We start from the raw sequence: 17,801 nt of genomic DNA on the forward strand, positions 1-17,801 counted from the left end.
TTAAGTTATGAATTTATTATAATGTTTTCATACTGCAAATTTTAAAGTTTATAAGGTGTTGTTATGGGTGAAAAATTAGATAAGGATAGTATTCTTTATAAGAAGAGACATTCGATTGCACATGTTATGGCAGAAGCTGTTCTTGAATTATTTCCAAATACTAAGATTGCTATAGGACCTCCAATTAAAGATGGTTTTTATTATGATTTTGATTTTGAAAAGCACATATCAGAAGATGATCTTTTATTAATAGAACATAAAATGAGAGAAATTTTAAAGACGGGCAGTCCTTTTATAAGAGAAGTTATAACCAGAGAACAGGCGTTAGTGCTTTTTAAAGATGAACCTTATAAGATAGATTTAATTCAAAATTTTGATGTTACAGATGAGATTACAATATATAAGAGTCATAAATTTACGGATCTTTGTAGAGGTCCTCATGTTGATAATATGAATAAGCTTGATCCAAAAGCATTTAAATTAACTAGTATAGCTGGTGCTTATTGGCGTGGCGATGAAAGAAATAAAATGTTAAGTCGTATTTATGGAACTTTATGGAATAACGAAAAGGACTTAAAAGCATATCTGAAATTACAAGAAGAGATAAAAAAGAGAGATCATAGAAAGCTTGGTCGTGAACTTAATTTGTTTTCTGTTCATGATGAGATAGGACCTGGTCTTATTTTTTTCCATCCACATGGTGCTAGAATAAGGGCTTTAATAGAGAATTTTTGGCGAGAAGAGCATTTTAAGAATGGTTATGATATACTTTTTACTCCTCATATTGGTAAATCGTGGCTTTGGGAAACTTCTGGTCATTTAGATTTTTATAAAGAGAGCATGTTTGAAAAAATTGAGATGGATAGAAGTGATTATTATGTTAAGCCTATGAATTGTCCATTTCATATTGCAATTTATAATACTGATAAGCATTCTTATAGAGATTTGCCATTTAGGTGGGCTGAACTTGGTACTGTCTATCGTTATGAGAAGATAGGTGCGATTCATGGTACTATGCGTGTTAGAGGTTTTACGCAAGATGATGCACACATTATATGTACTTATGAGCAAGTGAATTTTGAAGTTAGAGAGGTTTTACGTTTTGCGATTGATATGTGGAATAAATTTGGATTTACCAATTTAAAGGCATATCTTTCAACAAAACCTGAAAAAGCTGTGGGGGATGATGATGATTGGCAAATGGCTGTTAAAGTTTTAGAGAAAGCCTTGATTGATTTTAATATCGATTTTGATATTGATGAAGGCGGAGGAGCTTTTTATGGGCCCAAAATTGATCTTAAGATAATTGATTCTCTTGGAAGAGCATGGCAAATGAGTACAATTCAATTTGATTTTAATCTTCCTGTAAGATTTAAGATGACTTATACTGCAGAAGACGGCAAAGAAAAGAGACCCTTTATGATTCATAGAGCGCTTCTTGGTTCTATTGAAAGATTTTTTGGAATTTTAGTGGAGCATTATGGTGGAGCATTTCCTGTATGGTTGGCTCCTCTTCAAGTTGTAATTATTCCTGTAAATAGCATTGTAGAAGAATATGCATTAGAAGTATTGTCTAGATTTCAAAATGAAGGAATTAGAATAAAATTTGATAATTATTGTAATATGAGAATGAATGCAAAAATTAGACAATATCAGTCAAAAAAAGTTCCCTATATGTTTATTATTGGAGAGAGAGAGGTAGTAGAAGGAAAAATTTCAATTAGAACTAGAACAAATGAGCAAATTAATGGACTTGAGCTTAAAGAAGCTCTTGAATTTGTGAAGTTAAAGATAAGTAATAAGGAGATCTTATAGCTTGCATAGTAAAAAAATAATTACTCCAAATAAAATAACTTTTCTTAGAATTATATTATCGTTTGTTATTTTATTTATATTATGTTTTGAATATTTGTGGAATTCTTATTTAATTTTAAGTTTAATTTGGTTTTTAATTATTTTTAATGAAATTACAGATATTATTGATGGATATATTGCTAGAAAATATGGTTTAGTTAGCAATGTAGGTAAAATTTTAGATCCCTATGCAGATGTGTTGCAACATTTTACATATTTTGTTTTTTTCTTTTATAAAGGTATTACTCCATATTATTTTTTTGTGATATTTGTATATCGTGAACTTTCTGTTGGTGTTATTAGGAATTTAATTATTCAATTTAATATAATTCAGCAAGCCAGAATTTCAGGTAAAATAAAATCGTTATTTTATGCTATTGCTGTATTTGCTAGTCTTTTGCTTTATACTTTTGACAAGTTAAAAATTGTTACTTTTGTTGATTGTTTTATTAGTTCAATTTTAAATTTAACTTTTAGTTTTTCTTCTATTGTTGCAATAATATATGTTATTTCTACTTTTGTAACTATCATATCATTAATTGATTATGTCATGATATTTTTGGATCTTGGCAAGTATGAGAAGTAATTTATTATTAATATTTATTTGTTTGTTTAGTAATTTTTATTCTTATGCTGATGTAAAGCAAATGTTGACCGAAGTTAAGCCTTTAAGCATTTCAAGCAAGAATGGAAAAGGAAGCATTTATTTAAAAGTTGACAAGTCTTCTGATTATATTTTGACTTTTGATGTTGCTTTGGGGACAGATTTTGTATATATGGTATATGACGTTTTTAATAAAAAAAATATAACAGATAAGATAAGAAAAAATGATGTTAAACTTACATTGCAAAAGGACGTTCTTTATGCTGTAATTTATGTTACATCAGAGAATGTAAACATTAATTTTACTCTTAATGATTTAGATTTATCAATAATTGGTGATAGTTCTGTAAAGGCCAAAACATCTAATATAAAAAAACAAAATAAAACTTTTTTATTAAGAGATTTGCCAAGTTTTAAGTTAAGTTCAAGGCTTAAAAAATATATTTTAAAAACCTATAAGCGTAATATTTATGTTGCATATCAAATGGAAGATAATGATACTATTAAAGTTGCTTCATTTATTGAAAATATTGGTTGGTTTGATATCAGTACTGCTGTTAATGATAATATTACCGATATTTCATGTTTTGATTTTGCGATTAATTCTAAAGGGGAATTATATATTGTATTTACGACTAAGAGTACCAGTGATTTTCCTAGTGAACTTATAGTTCGAAAATTTAATAGTCGAAAGTGGATTGATGTTAGTCCTAAATTGAGAGACAATGTTGGTTTTTTAGTAAATATTAGTGTTGATCATAAGGACAATTTGTATGTAGCTTATTTGAAAAAAATTGGTTATGAATATAAAGTCAATTTTATTGTAAATAGGGGATATGGAACTACTTGGAATAGTATTGTAGATTCTAATGTGTTTAAAGGTACTGCTGATGTTGACGTCTTAAGTATTGGTGTTATTTCCGAACCTTTTTTAGGAATTTTTTACAATTATAAATTAAATGATTATATGAATTCTGAATTTATTATTGATAAAGGGAAAACTTGGTCGAATGTAAATATACAATCTGTAAATATGGCAAATTCTGTTAAGATTTTATCTGATGTTAAATCAGATCAGATTATTTTAAGTTATGTAACAAAAGATAGACCTATTGTTAGTATATCTACTCTTCAATGTGATAAATGGCAAAATGTAAGTCCAAATATTAAAATTAAAGGAGTAGTTAGTGATATTTTAAAATATAGTAATGATTTGTTATTAACGTTTGAAGATGATAATAATGTGAGACTTATTTATTTAAATTCCAATAATTGGTATTTTTTAAATGAATCTGAAATTTTTCAAAAATCTGCTTGCAAACCTCAATTTGCACAATATCAAAAAAAAGGATTTGTATTGTCATGTTTAAGCTTAGATTTTAAAGTTTTATTTCTTAAGTTGATTAGATAATAGTTCAAAGTATGATTTTTTTTCAATATTATTTTGTAGTTTAAAGTCTTGTATTGTTTTGTAAATTTCTTGCTTGGCAAGATTTAATTCATTTTTATTGTCAATTATTTTTTCGATTTCTAGAAAAAATCCAAGATTCTGAATTTCGTTAACTTCTATATTTAAATTGTCTTTTTTATAAATGAGACTTTTTTTAATCTTTTTATATAAAATTTTAAAATCCAATTCTTTTATAAAAGATATAAAATTTTCTATTTTGTCTACTTTAAATTCAATTTCTTTGTTTATTTCTATATCTTTTTCTAAAGATTTGATTTTAAATGTTATAATTTTTTTTGAGATATTGGATTCTCTTATTCTAATGATTTTTTTTGAATTAAAATAATAAATATCATTTTTAATTTCTTCTTTAATAAATTGAAATTTTTGATTAGCCAATTTTACGATTTTTTTTACTCTGTTTTTTGGAATAAAAGCTTTTAGTTCAACTTCAAACATATATTAAAAATAATAAAATTATGGTAATATTTCAACATTCTGCTATTTTGATCATGATATCTTGTATGTTTTGTTGTATTTTATTTTTATATGTTGAAAATTGAATTTAGTGATAGGTTTTTTCTTTTTAGTTATTTTATCTTAATTATGTTTATAGGCTCTCTGTTATTGTTATTGCCTATTGCTTGGAATAATGTTGAGAGTTTAAAATATATAGATGTTTTATTTACATCTGTATCTGCTGTTAGCATTACGGGGCTTGTGACTGTTAAGATGGAAAGTTTTTCTACTTTTGGTTTTATTGTAATAATGTTATTGATTCAGTTTGGTGGGCTTGGTTTCATAACAATTACTACTTTTTATTTGCTTATTCCTAAACGCAAGCTCAAGTTAACTGATGTTCGAATAATCAAACAATATTCTCTTTCAAATATTGAGTATAATCCTTTGAAAATTTTGAAAAATATACTTTTTGTGACTTTTTCAATTGAATTAATTGGAGGGATATTAATATTATTGTTTTTTAAAATTCGAGGTATTAAGATTTCATTACTTGAGGCTTTATTTACTGCTGTTTCAGCATTTTGTAATGCAGGGTTTTCGATGCATTCTGAGAGTATTTATGCATGGCGTGATGTTCCTGAGGCCATAATTGTTATTGCTATATTGATTATTTGTGGAGGACTTGGATTTATGGTATATCGTGATGTTACTAATACTATGAAGTATCGTAAAAAATTATCCCTTCATGCTAAAATTGTCTTTACGCTTAGTTTTTTTTTAATTCTTTTTGGTGCAGTTGTGTTTTTTTTCTCAGAAATTCATAAACTCAGAGATGGTTATTCACTTGGGACTTTAATATTTAATGCAATATTTTATTCAATAAGTACAAGAACAGCTGGTTTTAATTATCTTGACAATGCTCTTATTTCTAGTAGAACCCAAATGCTTTCTTTGCCATTTATGTTTATTGGTGGTGCTCCAGGTTCAACTGCTGGAGGAATAAAAATTACTACTTTTTTCTTAATTATTCTTGCAGTAATAAAATCTCAAGATGGTAATGGTTATATTATTGGTTCTTATAAAGTCTCAATTGATAGTATAAGATTTGCACTTTTATTTTTTGTAAGAGCTGTTTTTATTTTATGTTTTTCATTTTTTGTTCTTCTTGCTGCTGAGAGTGGTGGAAAATGGAGAGTCATTGATTTGGGATATGAGGTTTTTTCTGCTTTTGGTACTGTTGGTTTATCAGTTGGGGTTACACAAGATTTGTCATTTTTAGGTAAAGTAATTATAATTTTTACTATGTTTGCGGGTAGAATAGGGCTTTTTTCGATGGCAATTTTTGTTTCTAGAAATTCTCGTTTTGAAGAATTTACAAGACCACGACAGGATATTTTGGTGGGTTAGAATAAAGTGAAAACATTTGTTATTATTGGTCTTAGTAATTTAGGAATTCATATTCTTGAAAATTTAAGTAAGCTTGATTGTCAAATAATTATTGTTGATACTTCAAAAGAATTGGTTGAAGAATACGATGTAATTGCTACAGAAAGTTTTATTTTAGATCAGTTTACTAAGAATGCATTAAAAAAAATTATTCCTGTAGATACTGATGCTGTTATTATTGATTTTGATAATGATCTTGGGAAAAGTGCTCTTGTTACTCATTATTGTAATCTCTTAGGTGTGAAGGAAATATGCGTTAAGACTGAAGATGGGGATGATGCTGAAATATTAAAAACTCTTGGTGCTACAAGAATTATATTTCCAAGCAAGGATGCTGCTCGAAGATTGACACCATTGTTGGTATCTCCTAATCTTTCAACATATAGTATTGTTGGGCATGATATTATTGTTGCTGAGACAATTATTCCAAAAGAATATGTAGGTAAAACTTTGCTTGAGGCTGATTTGAGAAGTGAGAAAGGTATTACTGTTATTGCTGTTAGAAATTTAAGTAATTCTAGATATGAACTTGTGGATGGAGATTATTTTTTCTTAAAGGATGATAAGATTGTAATTTGTGGTAAACCTGATAAGATTGAAAATTTTACAAATAATAAGGATTTGATTAAAGATTTAATATCAGTTTCTAAAACAAAGGATACTTCTTATAAGGAAAGTTCTAAAAAATTAGGCTTTTTAAAGTTTTTTGATTTTATGAAAAAGTTTAATAAAGATAAGAAAAATAATTAATAGGATTTTAAGATGACTAAAATTATTCCTGTTGCAAGTGGAAAGGGAGGTGTTGGAAAAACATCTTTTGTTGCTAATATTGGTTATAAACTTGCACGTTTAGGTAAGACTGTGATACTTGTTGATCTTGACCTTGGAGGTTCTAATCTTCATACTTGTTTAGGTGTTAAGAATACTGGTGTTGGCATAGGTTCTTTTATTAATAAACAAGAAAAAGATTTTTCAAGTTTAATTCTTAAAACTCCTTATAAAAAGCTTTATTTGGTTCCAGGAGATGCCCTTTATACGGGTACGGCCAATATTCCTTTTTCTATAAAGAAGAGAATAATAGATTCTATTCAAAGAGAACTTGTTGCTGATTTCGTTTTTATAGATTTAGGGTCAGGTACGTCTTATAATACAGTGGATTTTTATTTGTCATCTTATAGTGGCATAATTATTACTGTTCCAGAAACACCTTCAATTCTTAATGCTTATTCTTTTTTAAAAAATGCTCTCTATAGACTTCTATATTTAGGTTTTCCTCCAAAAAGTCCTGAACGAGAATATATTAGTAATTTTTTTAAAAATAAAATAGAAGGTACAAACGTTAAATTTAAAGATTTAGTTTTAGGTATTGAAGTTATATCTTTAAGTTCTTCGCTTAAGGTAAAAAAGATGATGAATAGCTTTTATCCTAGAGTTGTATTAAATAGAATAGAGTCTAGCGAAGAGATAGCTATGTGTGAAAATTTAATAAATGTTGTTAAAAATAATATCAATATACCAGTTGAATTTATTGGTTTTATTCCCTTTGCAAAAAGTTTTAGAGCATCTGTTAATAGTAGAATTCCATTTGTTGATTTTGATAGAAATTCGAAACTTAATAAATATTTTGAATTTATTGCGCGTAATTTAATTAAATCACCTGTTGAAGGTTCACCTTATATTTATGATGATATATACGATATGATTAAGGATCAAAGTCAATTTATTAGGAAGTAATTAGATTATAATAATACTTGAAGGAGGGGTAATTTAATGTATAGGCTTAAGAATCAAAATTTGGGTTTTAATATAGAAAACCTAGGAGAATGTAAATATGATAATCCTTTAATTAATTTTTATGCTAATGAGAGTCATGTTCATTTTACTTCTGAAGAGAGTAAAATTAGATTTAACGTTTATAAAAATGAAGAGAGTTGGAATCAATATGAGGATGTTTTTTTAGAAAAGGCTGGACCTAGACGTAAAATTTATTTTGTCCCAGAACATGTTAAAGCTGCAATTACTACTTGTGGAGGTCTCTGTCCAGGTTTTAATGATGTGATTCGTTCAATTGTTAGAACTTTATGGAATGTATATGGAGTATATAATATTTATGGAGTTAAGTTTGGATATAAAGGACTTTTGTCAGAGTCTAATTTGAGTTTTGTTGATTTAAATCCTGATGTGGTTAATGATATTAATCAGCTTGGTGGTACAATACTTGGTTCATCAAGAGGAGGAATTAGACCTGTTGAAATAGTTGATACTTTAGAGAGAATGGGTATTAATATGCTTTTTAATATTGGTGGAGATGGTACACAAAAGGGTTCTATTTTAATTGCTGAGGAGATAGAGAGACGAAATTTAAAAATTGCTGTTATAGGTATTCCTAAAACAGTAGATAATGATTTTATGTTTGTTCAAAAATCTTTTGGATTTGAGACTGCTGTAGAACAATCAGTTGCCGCTGTTGCTGGTGCGCATTTTGAGGCAAATAGTGCTTATAATGGAATAGGTCTTGTTAAGGTGATGGGTAGAGATTCTGGGTTTATTGCTGCTTATACTGCTCTGTCTTCTAATGATGTTAATTTTTGTTTAATACCAGAATTAGATTTTGATATTGAGGGTCCTAATGGACTTCTTGCACATCTTGAGAGACGACTTTTACAAAAAGAAAGTATGGATGAAATTCCTCATGCAGTTATATTGATAGCAGAAGGAGCAGGACAAAAATATTTTGATCCTGGTATTAGGAAGAAAGATGATTCTGGTAATTTACTGCATGAGGATATTGGACTTTATATTAAAGATAAAATTAATGAGTATTTTAAATCTAAAGATATTCCTGTTAATCTTAAATATATTGATCCTAGTTATATTATTAGAAGTTCTCCAGCTAATGCTAGTGATTCTCTCTATTGTGCTCGTCTTGGTTCAAATGCTGTTCATGCTGCTATGGCTGGTAAAACGAAATTATTAATTAGCTTGTGGAGTACAAAATTTGTGCATGTTCCCATCAAAATGGCTGTCATTGCTAGGAATAAAGTTAATGTGAATGGTTCTTTCTGGAGGGATGTTCTTGCAAGTACTGGTCAGCCATTTAGTATGAAAAATTAACCAAAAAGTAATTTAAGTTTTTTTATTTATTTTGCTGCATTACCAGCAATATTTAATGCATCCCAAGTTTTGGAGAATGGTGGAGAATATGCAAAATCCATCATTCCAAGTTCATTTATTTTAAGTTTTGAATAAATAGCAAGGGATAATGCGTGCATTCTTAGTGCAGCTCCATTTTTTCCAATTATTTGTGCACCAAGAATTTCTTTTGTATCTTGATTATAGATTAGCTTAATATATAAATCTTCTTGATTGGGATAATAGTTTGTATGGTTTTTATCTTTGATAAATACCGTTTTATATTGGATTCCAAGTTTTAATGCCATCTCTTCAGTAAGACCAGATCTAGCTGCTTCTAGTGATAAAACTTTAATAGATGCAGATCCCAATGTGCCTTTAAAAGATACTCGTTTTCCTGCTAGGTTTTCACCAATTATTTTTCCCAATTTATTAGCTGTTGTTGCAAGAGGAATATAATCATTTTGATTGCTTATAATGTTATATATTGTGGCACAATCTCCTGCAGCAAAAATGTTTTTTGCACTGGTTTCACCGTATTCATTTACAATTATTGCACCGTTTTTTAATGTATCAAGTTGACCTTCTAAAAATTCAGTTGCAGGTTTTATGCCTGTAGAGAGTATTACAAGATCTGCTTTGTATTCAGATTTGTTTGTAATAATTCCTTCAACTTTGTCTTTTCCTATTAAACTTGTTACGAATTCATTTGTATGAAGTAAAACGTTGTTTTTTATAAGCTCTTCTTCCATTATATTTGTGATTTCTTTGTCAAATGATTCTGTTAATATTCGTTTATCCAATTGAATAATTCTTACATTTTTTTCTCGTGCTTTAGTAGCTTCTACCATTTCAATTCCAATATATCCAGCCCCAATTATTATGATGTTTTTTATTTCTTGTTTGTTTAAGAGTTCTCTGATTTCCTTACCATCTTTCATATTTCTTAAAGTATAAAAATTTTTTAGTTTAATATTGTTAATTGGTGGAATTATAGGGGTTCCCCCAGTTGCAATCATTAATTTATCATAGGTATCATTGAATATTTCTTGTGTTTGAAGATTTTTTACTTGAAGAATATTATTTTTGATATCTACTTTAGTGACTTCGTGTTTAGGAAATACTGATATTCCATTCTGTTTAAATTGTTCAGGTGTCCGGGCTATCATATTATTTGGTTCGTCAAAAAATTTTCCAATGAAATAAGGTAGTCCACAAGCACCAAAGGATGTGGTATTTGTTTTCTCGTAAATAACTATATTTAATTCTTTGTTTATTCGTTTTGCTTTTGCTGCAGCGCTTGTTCCTGCTGCAGTTCCTCCAATAATTATTATTTTCATAAGAATTACCTTTTATTTAGTATTTTGATTATTGTAAATGTTTTTATCTAATTGATTAAGATTTTTGGCTGTTATGACCCCTGCAACCATTGAGTCACTAACATTAACAGATGTTCGTCCCATATCAATTAAAGGCTCTATGGAAATAAATAGGCCAACTAATGAAACAGGTAGATTCATTGATGAGAGAACGATTAAGGATGCTATTGTTGCACCTCCTCCAGCTCCAGCTACTCCAAACGAGGTTATTATTATTATTCCTATGAGTTGTAGTAAGAATGAGGGATCTGTTGGATTGATTCCTTGTGTAGGTGCAATCATGATTGCTAGCATAGCAGGATGCAGTGCTGCGCAACCATTTTGTCCAATAGATGCCCCAAGTGCACTGGAGAGATTTGCAATCCCTTCACTAACTCCTAGTTTTTTAGTTTGCACTTCTACATTGACAGGTATTGTTGCTGCACTGGAACGAGATATAAATGCAAATGTTAGTACTGGCCATACTTTTTTAATAAAAGTTATTGGATTGAGTCTGTTACATGCAATAATCGTCATGTGCATTAAAAGTGTAATACCTATAGCAACATAAGATGCAAGTGCAAATTTTCCAAGTTTCATTATGCTTATAAGATCACTTGTTGCTGATATTTTTGTGATCATTGCTAATATGGCATAAGGTGTTGATTTTAAGATTAAAGTCACTATTCCTAAAGTTAAGTCTTGTGCTGTTGATATTATTTGTTTGAAAAAATCTATTGACTCTGGTTTTTTTTTTGCAACTCTTAGAGCAACAATCCCTACTAAAGCAGCAAATATTACTATTCCTATCGTTGAGTTTGGTCTTGTTCCTGCCATATCTGCAAATATATTGTCTGGAATGAGTTCTGATAGTTTTTGTGTCATTGGAGTTTGGTGTAAAACTTGAAGTTTGCGATCTAATTTTTGCCCTTGCATGATTTCATCAACTCCAGATTGAAGTCCCTCTGCTGTTAATTTGAAAAAAATAGATATACAAATTCCAATTATTGCAGCAATTCCTGCTGTAAATATGAGTATAAATATTACTGATAAGCTCATTTTCCAAATATCTTGGCTATTTGTTAATTTTATTATTGCAGATATTATTGATACTAGTATTAATGGTATTACCATCATTTTAATGAGTCTTATATATCCGATTCCTATGATATTAGTCCATTGAATGGTTTCTTGTATTATTGTTGGGTTTGATTCGTAACAATATTTTATGAGTGTACCAAATATTATTCCTAATCCTAGAGCTATTAATATTCTTTTCGTGAAAGAGATATGTTTTTTGCGTAAGAAATATAAAAATCCTATTAATATAAACGTTATTGTAACATTTAATATTACATATGTTATTGTCATGTTCATGATTTGGCCTCTTAATTATAGATTTAAAATAATTATTTTTTTGTTAAAATAGTCTATCATAAGATTTGATTATTTTATCTTGTGAATTATCGTCCTTTAAAATTTTGTTAGCAATAATTTTGCCTAGTTGAACTCCTTCTTGATCAAATGAATTGATATTTAGTAGGAATCCTTCAAACATTACTTTATTTTCGTAATGAGAGAGTATCGCACCTATTGTATAAGGAGTGAGCTCTTTAGAGTATATTAATGCAGAGGGTCTCTCTCCTTTAAAACTTTTATTTTGATTTATATTTTCTTTTCCAATAGCAAATGCAATTATTTGAGCTATTAGATTTGCTTTTAGTTTATCATTACTTGATGTTCCATCTAAAGAAACATCTTGCTTTAATTGGGATTGGCTAAATCCTATTAAATCCATTGGTACTATTTCTGTTCCTTGATGAAGCATTTGAAAGAATGAATGTTGCACATCTGTTCCAATTCCTCCCCAAATTATTCTTACTGTTTTATAGTCAATTTGTTCCCCAAATCTGTTTACGCTTTTTCCATTGCTTTCCATTTCAAGTTGTTGTAAATGAAGATAAAAGTTTTCCATTGCTTTTGAATATGCAATAATACAGTTGCTGCTATAATTTAGTATATTGCTTTCATATATACTAATTATTGATGCTAGAAGGGGTGCATTTTCTCTTATATTTTTATTTAGTGCCTGTTTGTCAGCCTCATGAGCTCCCTTTAATATTTCTTTTGTAATATCTTCTGTGAAGCAAAGGGTTATTAGAGCAAGCCCTACAGCTGATGTTGGTGAAAATCTTCCACCAATTGAATCATGCATAAAAAAGTACTCAAGGTATCCTTTTTCGAGTGCCAACATACTTCCTTGTGATGTAATGATTATAATTTGTTTTTTATATTCTTCAATTCCATTATCTTTTAATTTTTTAATTAAGAATTGCATATTAGATGATGTTTCTAGTGTAGTTCCACTTTTTGATACGACAATAAATAAAGTTTCTTGAAGATTTATTTCGCTTAAAACCTCTTCTGCTTCATCTGGGTCAACATTTGAAATAAAATATGCTTTCATTTTGTATAAATTTTTTTGTTGAGCATAGTTTTTAATTGTAGTGTATAGTGCTTTTGGGCCAAGACTTGAACCCCCAATACCAATTTGTACGACATTTTTAAAAACTTTTCCATTTGTATTTTTAATAGTACCATTTTGTATTTTTTGTGCAAATTCAAAAATTTTATGAAGTTCTCTTTCAAAAAATTCTCGCATATTTTCATTGTTATCTGTAACTGTTGTACCAAGTTGTCCTCTTGTTAAGTGATGTAAAACTTTTCTATTTTCACTAAGATTAATATGTTTTCCATTAATGATTTCTTTATACTTTTCTATTAGATTTGCTTCATCGCTTAAATTTTGAAATAACTTTAAATGAGCTTCATTGATTTGTTTTGTAGCATAGTTATAATGTACGTGATTTCCTTCTATTTTGATGTCATATTCTTGAATTCTGTTTTCATTTAATACTGTCTTTAGTTTTTCGGGATTCATTTGTTTTAATTCTTGAAAACTTTTAAGCTTATTAAGGTCATTATAATGAATCATTAAGCATCCTCCAATAGTTTTTTTGTGTATTTAAATTTAATTTTGTTTTTTTATTTTTATTATTATTTTTTTTATTTTTATTATTATTTTTTTTATAAATCTGATTATTTTGTTTTTTTCTGAATAATTTTTGAGTTCTTCTTCACCTTCTTCTGCTTCACTTTTTGTAAATGATTTTCTGACATTATTTTCATCAAGTTCGATTTCAAGTAATCTTTTTTTATCTTCTATTGGAATTACTTTGACGTCGACCTCTTTATATCCAAGTTCTTTTAATACTTGATATCTTCTAAAACCTGCCACTAAGTTTTTATTTTTGTCTATTATTATAGGATAAATCAGCCCATGTTTTTTAATGCTTTCTTTAAGAGTTGTTGTATCTCCTATATTTTTTCTGATTCGTTTTTTGATTTTTATTTGTTCTAAATCTATTAACATATTTTATTAATCCAATTGTATATTTTCTCCATTGACATCTTTATGTTCAATTTCATTATCTTGTTTTTCATCACTGATAAGAGGATTTTTTTTAGGTTCTGTATTATTTGGTTGATCTGTAGTTTTAATACTATCATCTACATTGTTATTGTCATCTGTTATTGTGTTGTTGGTTTCGTTCTCTGTTTTATTAGCATCTTGGATACTATGTTGCATGTTTTCCTCTTGATTGTCGTATTCAAAATCATCATTTTGTATATCCATATTAATATTATCATTAAATTTATCATTATTAATTGTATTAGTATTATTTTCATGAATTTTTTCATTTTCTGTTTTATTGTATTGATGAAAATCGTTTGTGAGATATTCAAATTCGGTAGTATCGAAGTTTAGTTCATCATTGTCATTAATGTTGTCGATACCATAAATATTGAATTCCATTTTATTTAAAAATTCAGATTTGTTTTCATAGTATTTTGATTTTTCAAATGGTTGGCTTCCTGTAATGAATATTTCATTTATTATTGTTTCATTAGGTACACCTTCTGGTAATAGACCTGTTTCTGATTGGACTTGTACATTAATTATTCCTTTGGGTCGTATAAATACCTTTTGGGGTAAGTTTTTATGATATTCTGCCATAAACTTACCCCAAGTAGGGCCAGCTAGTGCTGTTCCTGTTCCTGCAGTTCCCAATGAATATCCTTTTTTGTCAAAACCAACCCATATAGCTGTTGTTATATAAGGTGAATATCCTATTGTCCATCCGTCGGCCCAATTTTGGGTTGTTCCTGATTTACCTACAATATCAGATTTAAAATTTTTAAGATTTGTATATCTTTGATTTGATAGAGTACCATATTGAATTGTTGATTTCATCATATCTGTCATAATGTAAGCAGTTTGAGGAGATACTATTTGTGCATTAGCACCTTTATTTTTGATTGATGTTAGTATTTCAGATTCTACATTTGCTATTACTTTTCCATTTCGATCTTCTATATATTTAATTCCATATGGTTCTACTTCTTTTCCATTATTTCCTAAAATAGCAAATGCTCTTGCCATTTGTATTGGAGATGTTGATGTGACTCCAAGTGCAAGGGGATATACTTTAGGGAATATTTTGTTTATTTCATTTTGATCTTTGATTCCTAGTAATTTAGCCGAATATTTAATTGCATTGTCAAAACCCAATTTATCAAGTATTCTAAGGGCGGGAATATTTAGAGATAAAGCTAGTGCTTTGCGTGTTAAGACATTTCCTCGCCATTTCCCTCCATAATTTTCAGGGGCATACACCTCTCCTTCCTGATTAAAAAAGGCTACTGGAGAATCTGAGAGCATTGTTGCAGCTGTTATTTTTTTTAATTCAATAGCCGCTGAGAAATATAAAACTTTAAATGCGCTTCCAGGTTGAATTTTTGCTTGAGTTGCTCTATTAAATTCGCTTCCCTTTCTATAACCACTTCCTCCAACCATTGCTTTGATGGCTCCTGTTGTGGTGTCTAGTGATATTAATGCACCTTCTGGTTGCACAAGTAAGTTTGGGTTTGTTTTATTGTTTATTGTGTAAGCTCTTGTTGCTTTGTCTATTTTATCAATACCTAAAATTGCAGCAAAGCTTGCAAGAAGATCAATATTATCCTCATAAAATTTTCTTGTTTTTAATTTTGTATATTGTCTACCATTTATTCTAGTATTTCTTATGCCAAATAAATCGGCCATTGTATCAATTATTGGTACTATTTCTGAATTTATTACTAATGTTTCAGATGATTTTGTAGAATTATACATTTTTCTTGCTTTTGTAATCATTTCTTGTGTAATTTCATTTGCATGTTTTTGTGCTTCAAGATCAAGTGTTGTATATATTGAGTATCCATCTTTGTATATATTGGCTTCTGATGGTAGATATTTAGTTATTCTTTGTCTTACATATTCTGAAAAATAAGGAGCATGATCTTCTTTGTCAGATATAGCTGGTGTATCTGCCATACGAGTCCAGTCATAATTTTGCCAATATTCATTAAATTCTGATTCAGCTAATTCAGGGGTGATAATGCCATGAGATACTACCTGATTTAATACAGCTCTTTGTATTTTTTTTGCGAATTTTGGATTATAAAATGGTGAATAAAGTTTTGCATTGGGTAACTGTATAATCATTAAAACAGCTTCTGCGGTGTTAATATCTTTAACACTTTTGTTGAAGAAAAACTTTGAAGCTGCTACTACGCCATAATTTCCATTTCCAAAATAGACTTTGTTTAAATATTTTTCAAGTATTTCATATTTTGATAATTTTTTTTCAAGCTGTATTGCCCACCAAATTTCATTTAATTTTCTTAAAACAGATCTTTTTGCTTGATTTGTGTAGAGCAGTTTTGCTAATTGTTGTGTTAGAGTACTACCACCTGAGAAATATCTTCCAAGAACAATGTTAAATGCAGCTCTTAAAATTCCCATTAATGAGAAGCCTCTGTGAAAAAAAAAGCTGAGATCTTCTCGTATCAAGAGTGTATTTATTAAATTATTAGGCATTTCTCTTAACGGTAATAATTCTCTATTCTCATCAGATATAAATTGTGTTATGAGCTTGCCATTGGTATCAAAAAGTTTTGATGGTATAGCAGGGTTTATATTTCCAAATTTTTTATCTTTTTGAATATTTATAGTTTCAACTATGGTAATTGATAAAAAAATGATTGAAAAACTGATAATAAAATAGGTAAAATAAACTAGCATGTTAGCTTTTTTGCTAAAATTAACCCTTTTCAAATTGTATCCTTCTAACGTCTTTCAACGTAATTATACTATAAAATATGATAAACTTAACATTTTGCAAGTTGTTATTAGTATAAAAATATTGTTATAATGCCTTTTTATATGGGTTATTTTGCTATTTAAGTTTTTTAAAATATAAGTTGATTCATGATGAAAATTTGGAAAGATTAGAACTTTATGTGTGGGTGTTGGTGTTTTTAAAGTAAACAGTAAAAATAATAAGAATTACAGATTAATGTATTGAAGGATGAATTATTTTTATGTGAGTTTTTTTGAAATTTTTATTTATAGATTTGCTTTTTAGGAATAGATTTGATCTTTGTATGTCTGTTGAATAAAGTGTGAACTATTGGTTGTATCTAATATTTTGGGATAGAATTATTTTAAAGTATATGCATAAATTAAAATTTTTGAATTGTATTGCTTTAAAGTTCCTGAATATCAATTTTAATATGTTTGTTAGATTTCAAAGGAGAGGTTTATGTTTTTTTCTAAAAAAATAAAAGATTATGAAGCTAAATATAGGGGTAAGGAAATTAAAATGAGTACTGAAATTAATAGTTTCCTTAATATTAAAAATTCTGTTGAAATAAAAGTTGGTACTTATGTGGTGGTTGGTGTTATTTATTCTATTTCTATGAATTTTATTAAAATTATTTTGCAACAAGATGAAATTTTACCCATCTTGGCACAGAATGGAAATTTAGGCAATCTTAATATTAAAAATTATGACAATAATGTCGTGGATAATGCTTTTTGTATTCCGTCTTTAATTGTTAAGTTGGTAAGTACATCTTCTTATTCCATTCAAAATAAGGAATATAATTTGTTGACTTTAGAATTTGTATCTTCTATGCCAGAAGAAATTTTAGTTAAAATTGGTAAATTGCTTGATTTAAAGCTTGGTCAAAATCAAAGGATTCATGAGCGTATTATTATTGATAAAGAGTCTTTAAAAAAACTTAATCTTGCTTCTGATAAAGCTTTTATTGAAGTTAATGGAATTAAACATAAATGTTTGATTAAAGATATGTCTTATGGAGGTGCTCTTTTGATATCTTATTTTGATTATGAAAAATTAGAAGAGAGTAATACCGATTTGATTTTGAGTTTTGATGTTGCAGATAAGAAAGTCTCTATTGTGGGACAGGCAAGAAATTTGAGTGTTATTCAAACGCCTAATGGTAAAGTTTTAGCTATAGGTATTGCATTTTGTGAAGAAAAAATTCCTCTTGACTATACAATGTTAATACATGATTATTTTAATTAGAG

At 28.3% G+C, this 17,801-nt stretch carries 14 protein-coding genes; 8 read left to right on the plus strand and 6 right to left on the minus strand.

What is annotated here, in order from left to right; all coding sequences use genetic code 11:
- Positions 1-63: 63 nt before the first annotated feature.
- From thrS to BDU_RS03610, 3 genes are read left to right on the plus strand one after another with little or no spacing between them, the layout of a single operon-like run.
- Positions 64-1,815, plus strand: a complete 1,752-nt coding sequence (thrS, locus tag BDU_RS03600; RefSeq protein WP_012538458.1) for a threonine--tRNA ligase — start codon at positions 64-66, stop codon at positions 1,813-1,815.
- 1 nt (position 1,816) lies between these two features.
- A complete protein-coding gene (pgsA, locus tag BDU_RS03605; RefSeq protein WP_012538459.1) occupies positions 1,817-2,440 on the plus strand; it encodes a CDP-diacylglycerol--glycerol-3-phosphate 3-phosphatidyltransferase in 624 nt (207 codons plus the stop codon).
- Positions 2,430-3,869 (plus strand): hypothetical protein, encoded by a 1,440-nt coding sequence (locus tag BDU_RS03610; protein WP_041177746.1) that lies wholly within the window; start codon positions 2,430-2,432, stop codon positions 3,867-3,869. The genes pgsA and BDU_RS03610 overlap by 11 nt, the downstream gene beginning before the upstream one ends.
- Here BDU_RS03610 and cyaB read toward each other — a convergent pair.
- Positions 3,846-4,367, minus strand: coding sequence for a class IV adenylate cyclase (gene cyaB, locus BDU_RS03615; RefSeq protein WP_012538461.1), 522 nt, complete (start codon positions 4,365-4,367; stop codon positions 3,846-3,848). The genes BDU_RS03610 and cyaB overlap by 24 nt on opposite strands.
- Positions 4,368-4,457: 90 nt before the next feature.
- Here cyaB and BDU_RS03620 point away from each other — a divergent pair, with 90 nt between their 5' ends.
- From BDU_RS03620 to BDU_RS03635, 4 genes are read left to right on the plus strand one after another with little or no spacing between them, the layout of a single operon-like run.
- Complete coding sequence (locus BDU_RS03620; RefSeq protein ID WP_012538462.1) at positions 4,458-5,777, plus strand: TrkH family potassium uptake protein; 1,320 nt, start codon at positions 4,458-4,460, stop codon at positions 5,775-5,777.
- A gap of 6 nt (positions 5,778-5,783) precedes the next feature.
- Complete coding sequence (locus BDU_RS03625) at positions 5,784-6,566, plus strand: potassium channel family protein (protein WP_012538463.1); 783 nt, start codon at positions 5,784-5,786, stop codon at positions 6,564-6,566.
- 12 nt (positions 6,567-6,578) lie between these two features.
- Positions 6,579-7,550: a nucleotide-binding protein gene (locus tag BDU_RS03630; RefSeq protein WP_012538464.1), complete on the plus strand. Its 972-nt coding sequence runs from the start codon at positions 6,579-6,581 to the stop codon at positions 7,548-7,550.
- 36 nt (positions 7,551-7,586) lie between these two features.
- On the plus strand, positions 7,587-8,930 hold the full coding sequence (locus BDU_RS03635; protein WP_012538465.1) for an ATP-dependent 6-phosphofructokinase: 1,344 nt from the start codon (positions 7,587-7,589) through the stop codon (positions 8,928-8,930).
- Between the two features lie 26 nt (positions 8,931-8,956).
- On the opposite strand, the gene BDU_RS03640 is transcribed toward BDU_RS03635, so the two are convergent.
- From BDU_RS03640 to BDU_RS03660, 5 genes are read right to left on the minus strand one after another with little or no spacing between them, the layout of a single operon-like run.
- Positions 8,957-10,288 carry a CoA-disulfide reductase gene (locus BDU_RS03640; RefSeq protein WP_012538466.1) on the minus strand — a complete coding sequence of 444 codons (1,332 nt, stop codon included), beginning with the start codon at positions 10,286-10,288 and terminating at the stop codon, positions 8,957-8,959.
- Between the two features lie 12 nt (positions 10,289-10,300).
- Positions 10,301-11,683 (minus strand): L-cystine transporter, encoded by a 1,383-nt coding sequence (locus BDU_RS03645; RefSeq protein WP_012538467.1) that lies wholly within the window; start codon positions 11,681-11,683, stop codon positions 10,301-10,303.
- Positions 11,684-11,726: 43 nt separating this feature from the next.
- The gene (locus BDU_RS03650; protein ID WP_012538468.1) at positions 11,727-13,301 is read right to left on the minus strand and encodes a glucose-6-phosphate isomerase; all 1,575 of its coding nucleotides are present in this window, start codon (positions 13,299-13,301) and stop codon (positions 11,727-11,729) included.
- A gap of 36 nt (positions 13,302-13,337) precedes the next feature.
- Positions 13,338-13,739 (minus strand): ParB N-terminal domain-containing protein, encoded by a 402-nt coding sequence (locus tag BDU_RS03655; RefSeq protein WP_012538469.1) that lies wholly within the window; start codon positions 13,737-13,739, stop codon positions 13,338-13,340.
- Between the two features lie 6 nt (positions 13,740-13,745).
- The gene (locus BDU_RS03660) at positions 13,746-16,490 is read right to left on the minus strand and encodes a penicillin-binding protein 1A (RefSeq protein WP_049752258.1); all 2,745 of its coding nucleotides are present in this window, start codon (positions 16,488-16,490) and stop codon (positions 13,746-13,748) included.
- Positions 16,491-17,010: 520 nt separating this feature from the next.
- On the opposite strand from BDU_RS03660, the gene plzA reads away from it, so the two are divergent.
- Positions 17,011-17,799 carry a c-di-GMP-binding receptor PlzA gene (gene plzA / locus BDU_RS03665; protein WP_012538471.1) on the plus strand — a complete coding sequence of 263 codons (789 nt, stop codon included), beginning with the start codon at positions 17,011-17,013 and terminating at the stop codon, positions 17,797-17,799.
- Positions 17,800-17,801 lie beyond the last annotated feature (2 nt).

Origin of the sequence: Borrelia duttonii Ly, assembly GCF_000019685.1 — a bacterium.
Classification (GTDB): Bacteria; Spirochaetota; Spirochaetia; order Borreliales; family Borreliaceae; genus Borrelia; species Borrelia duttonii.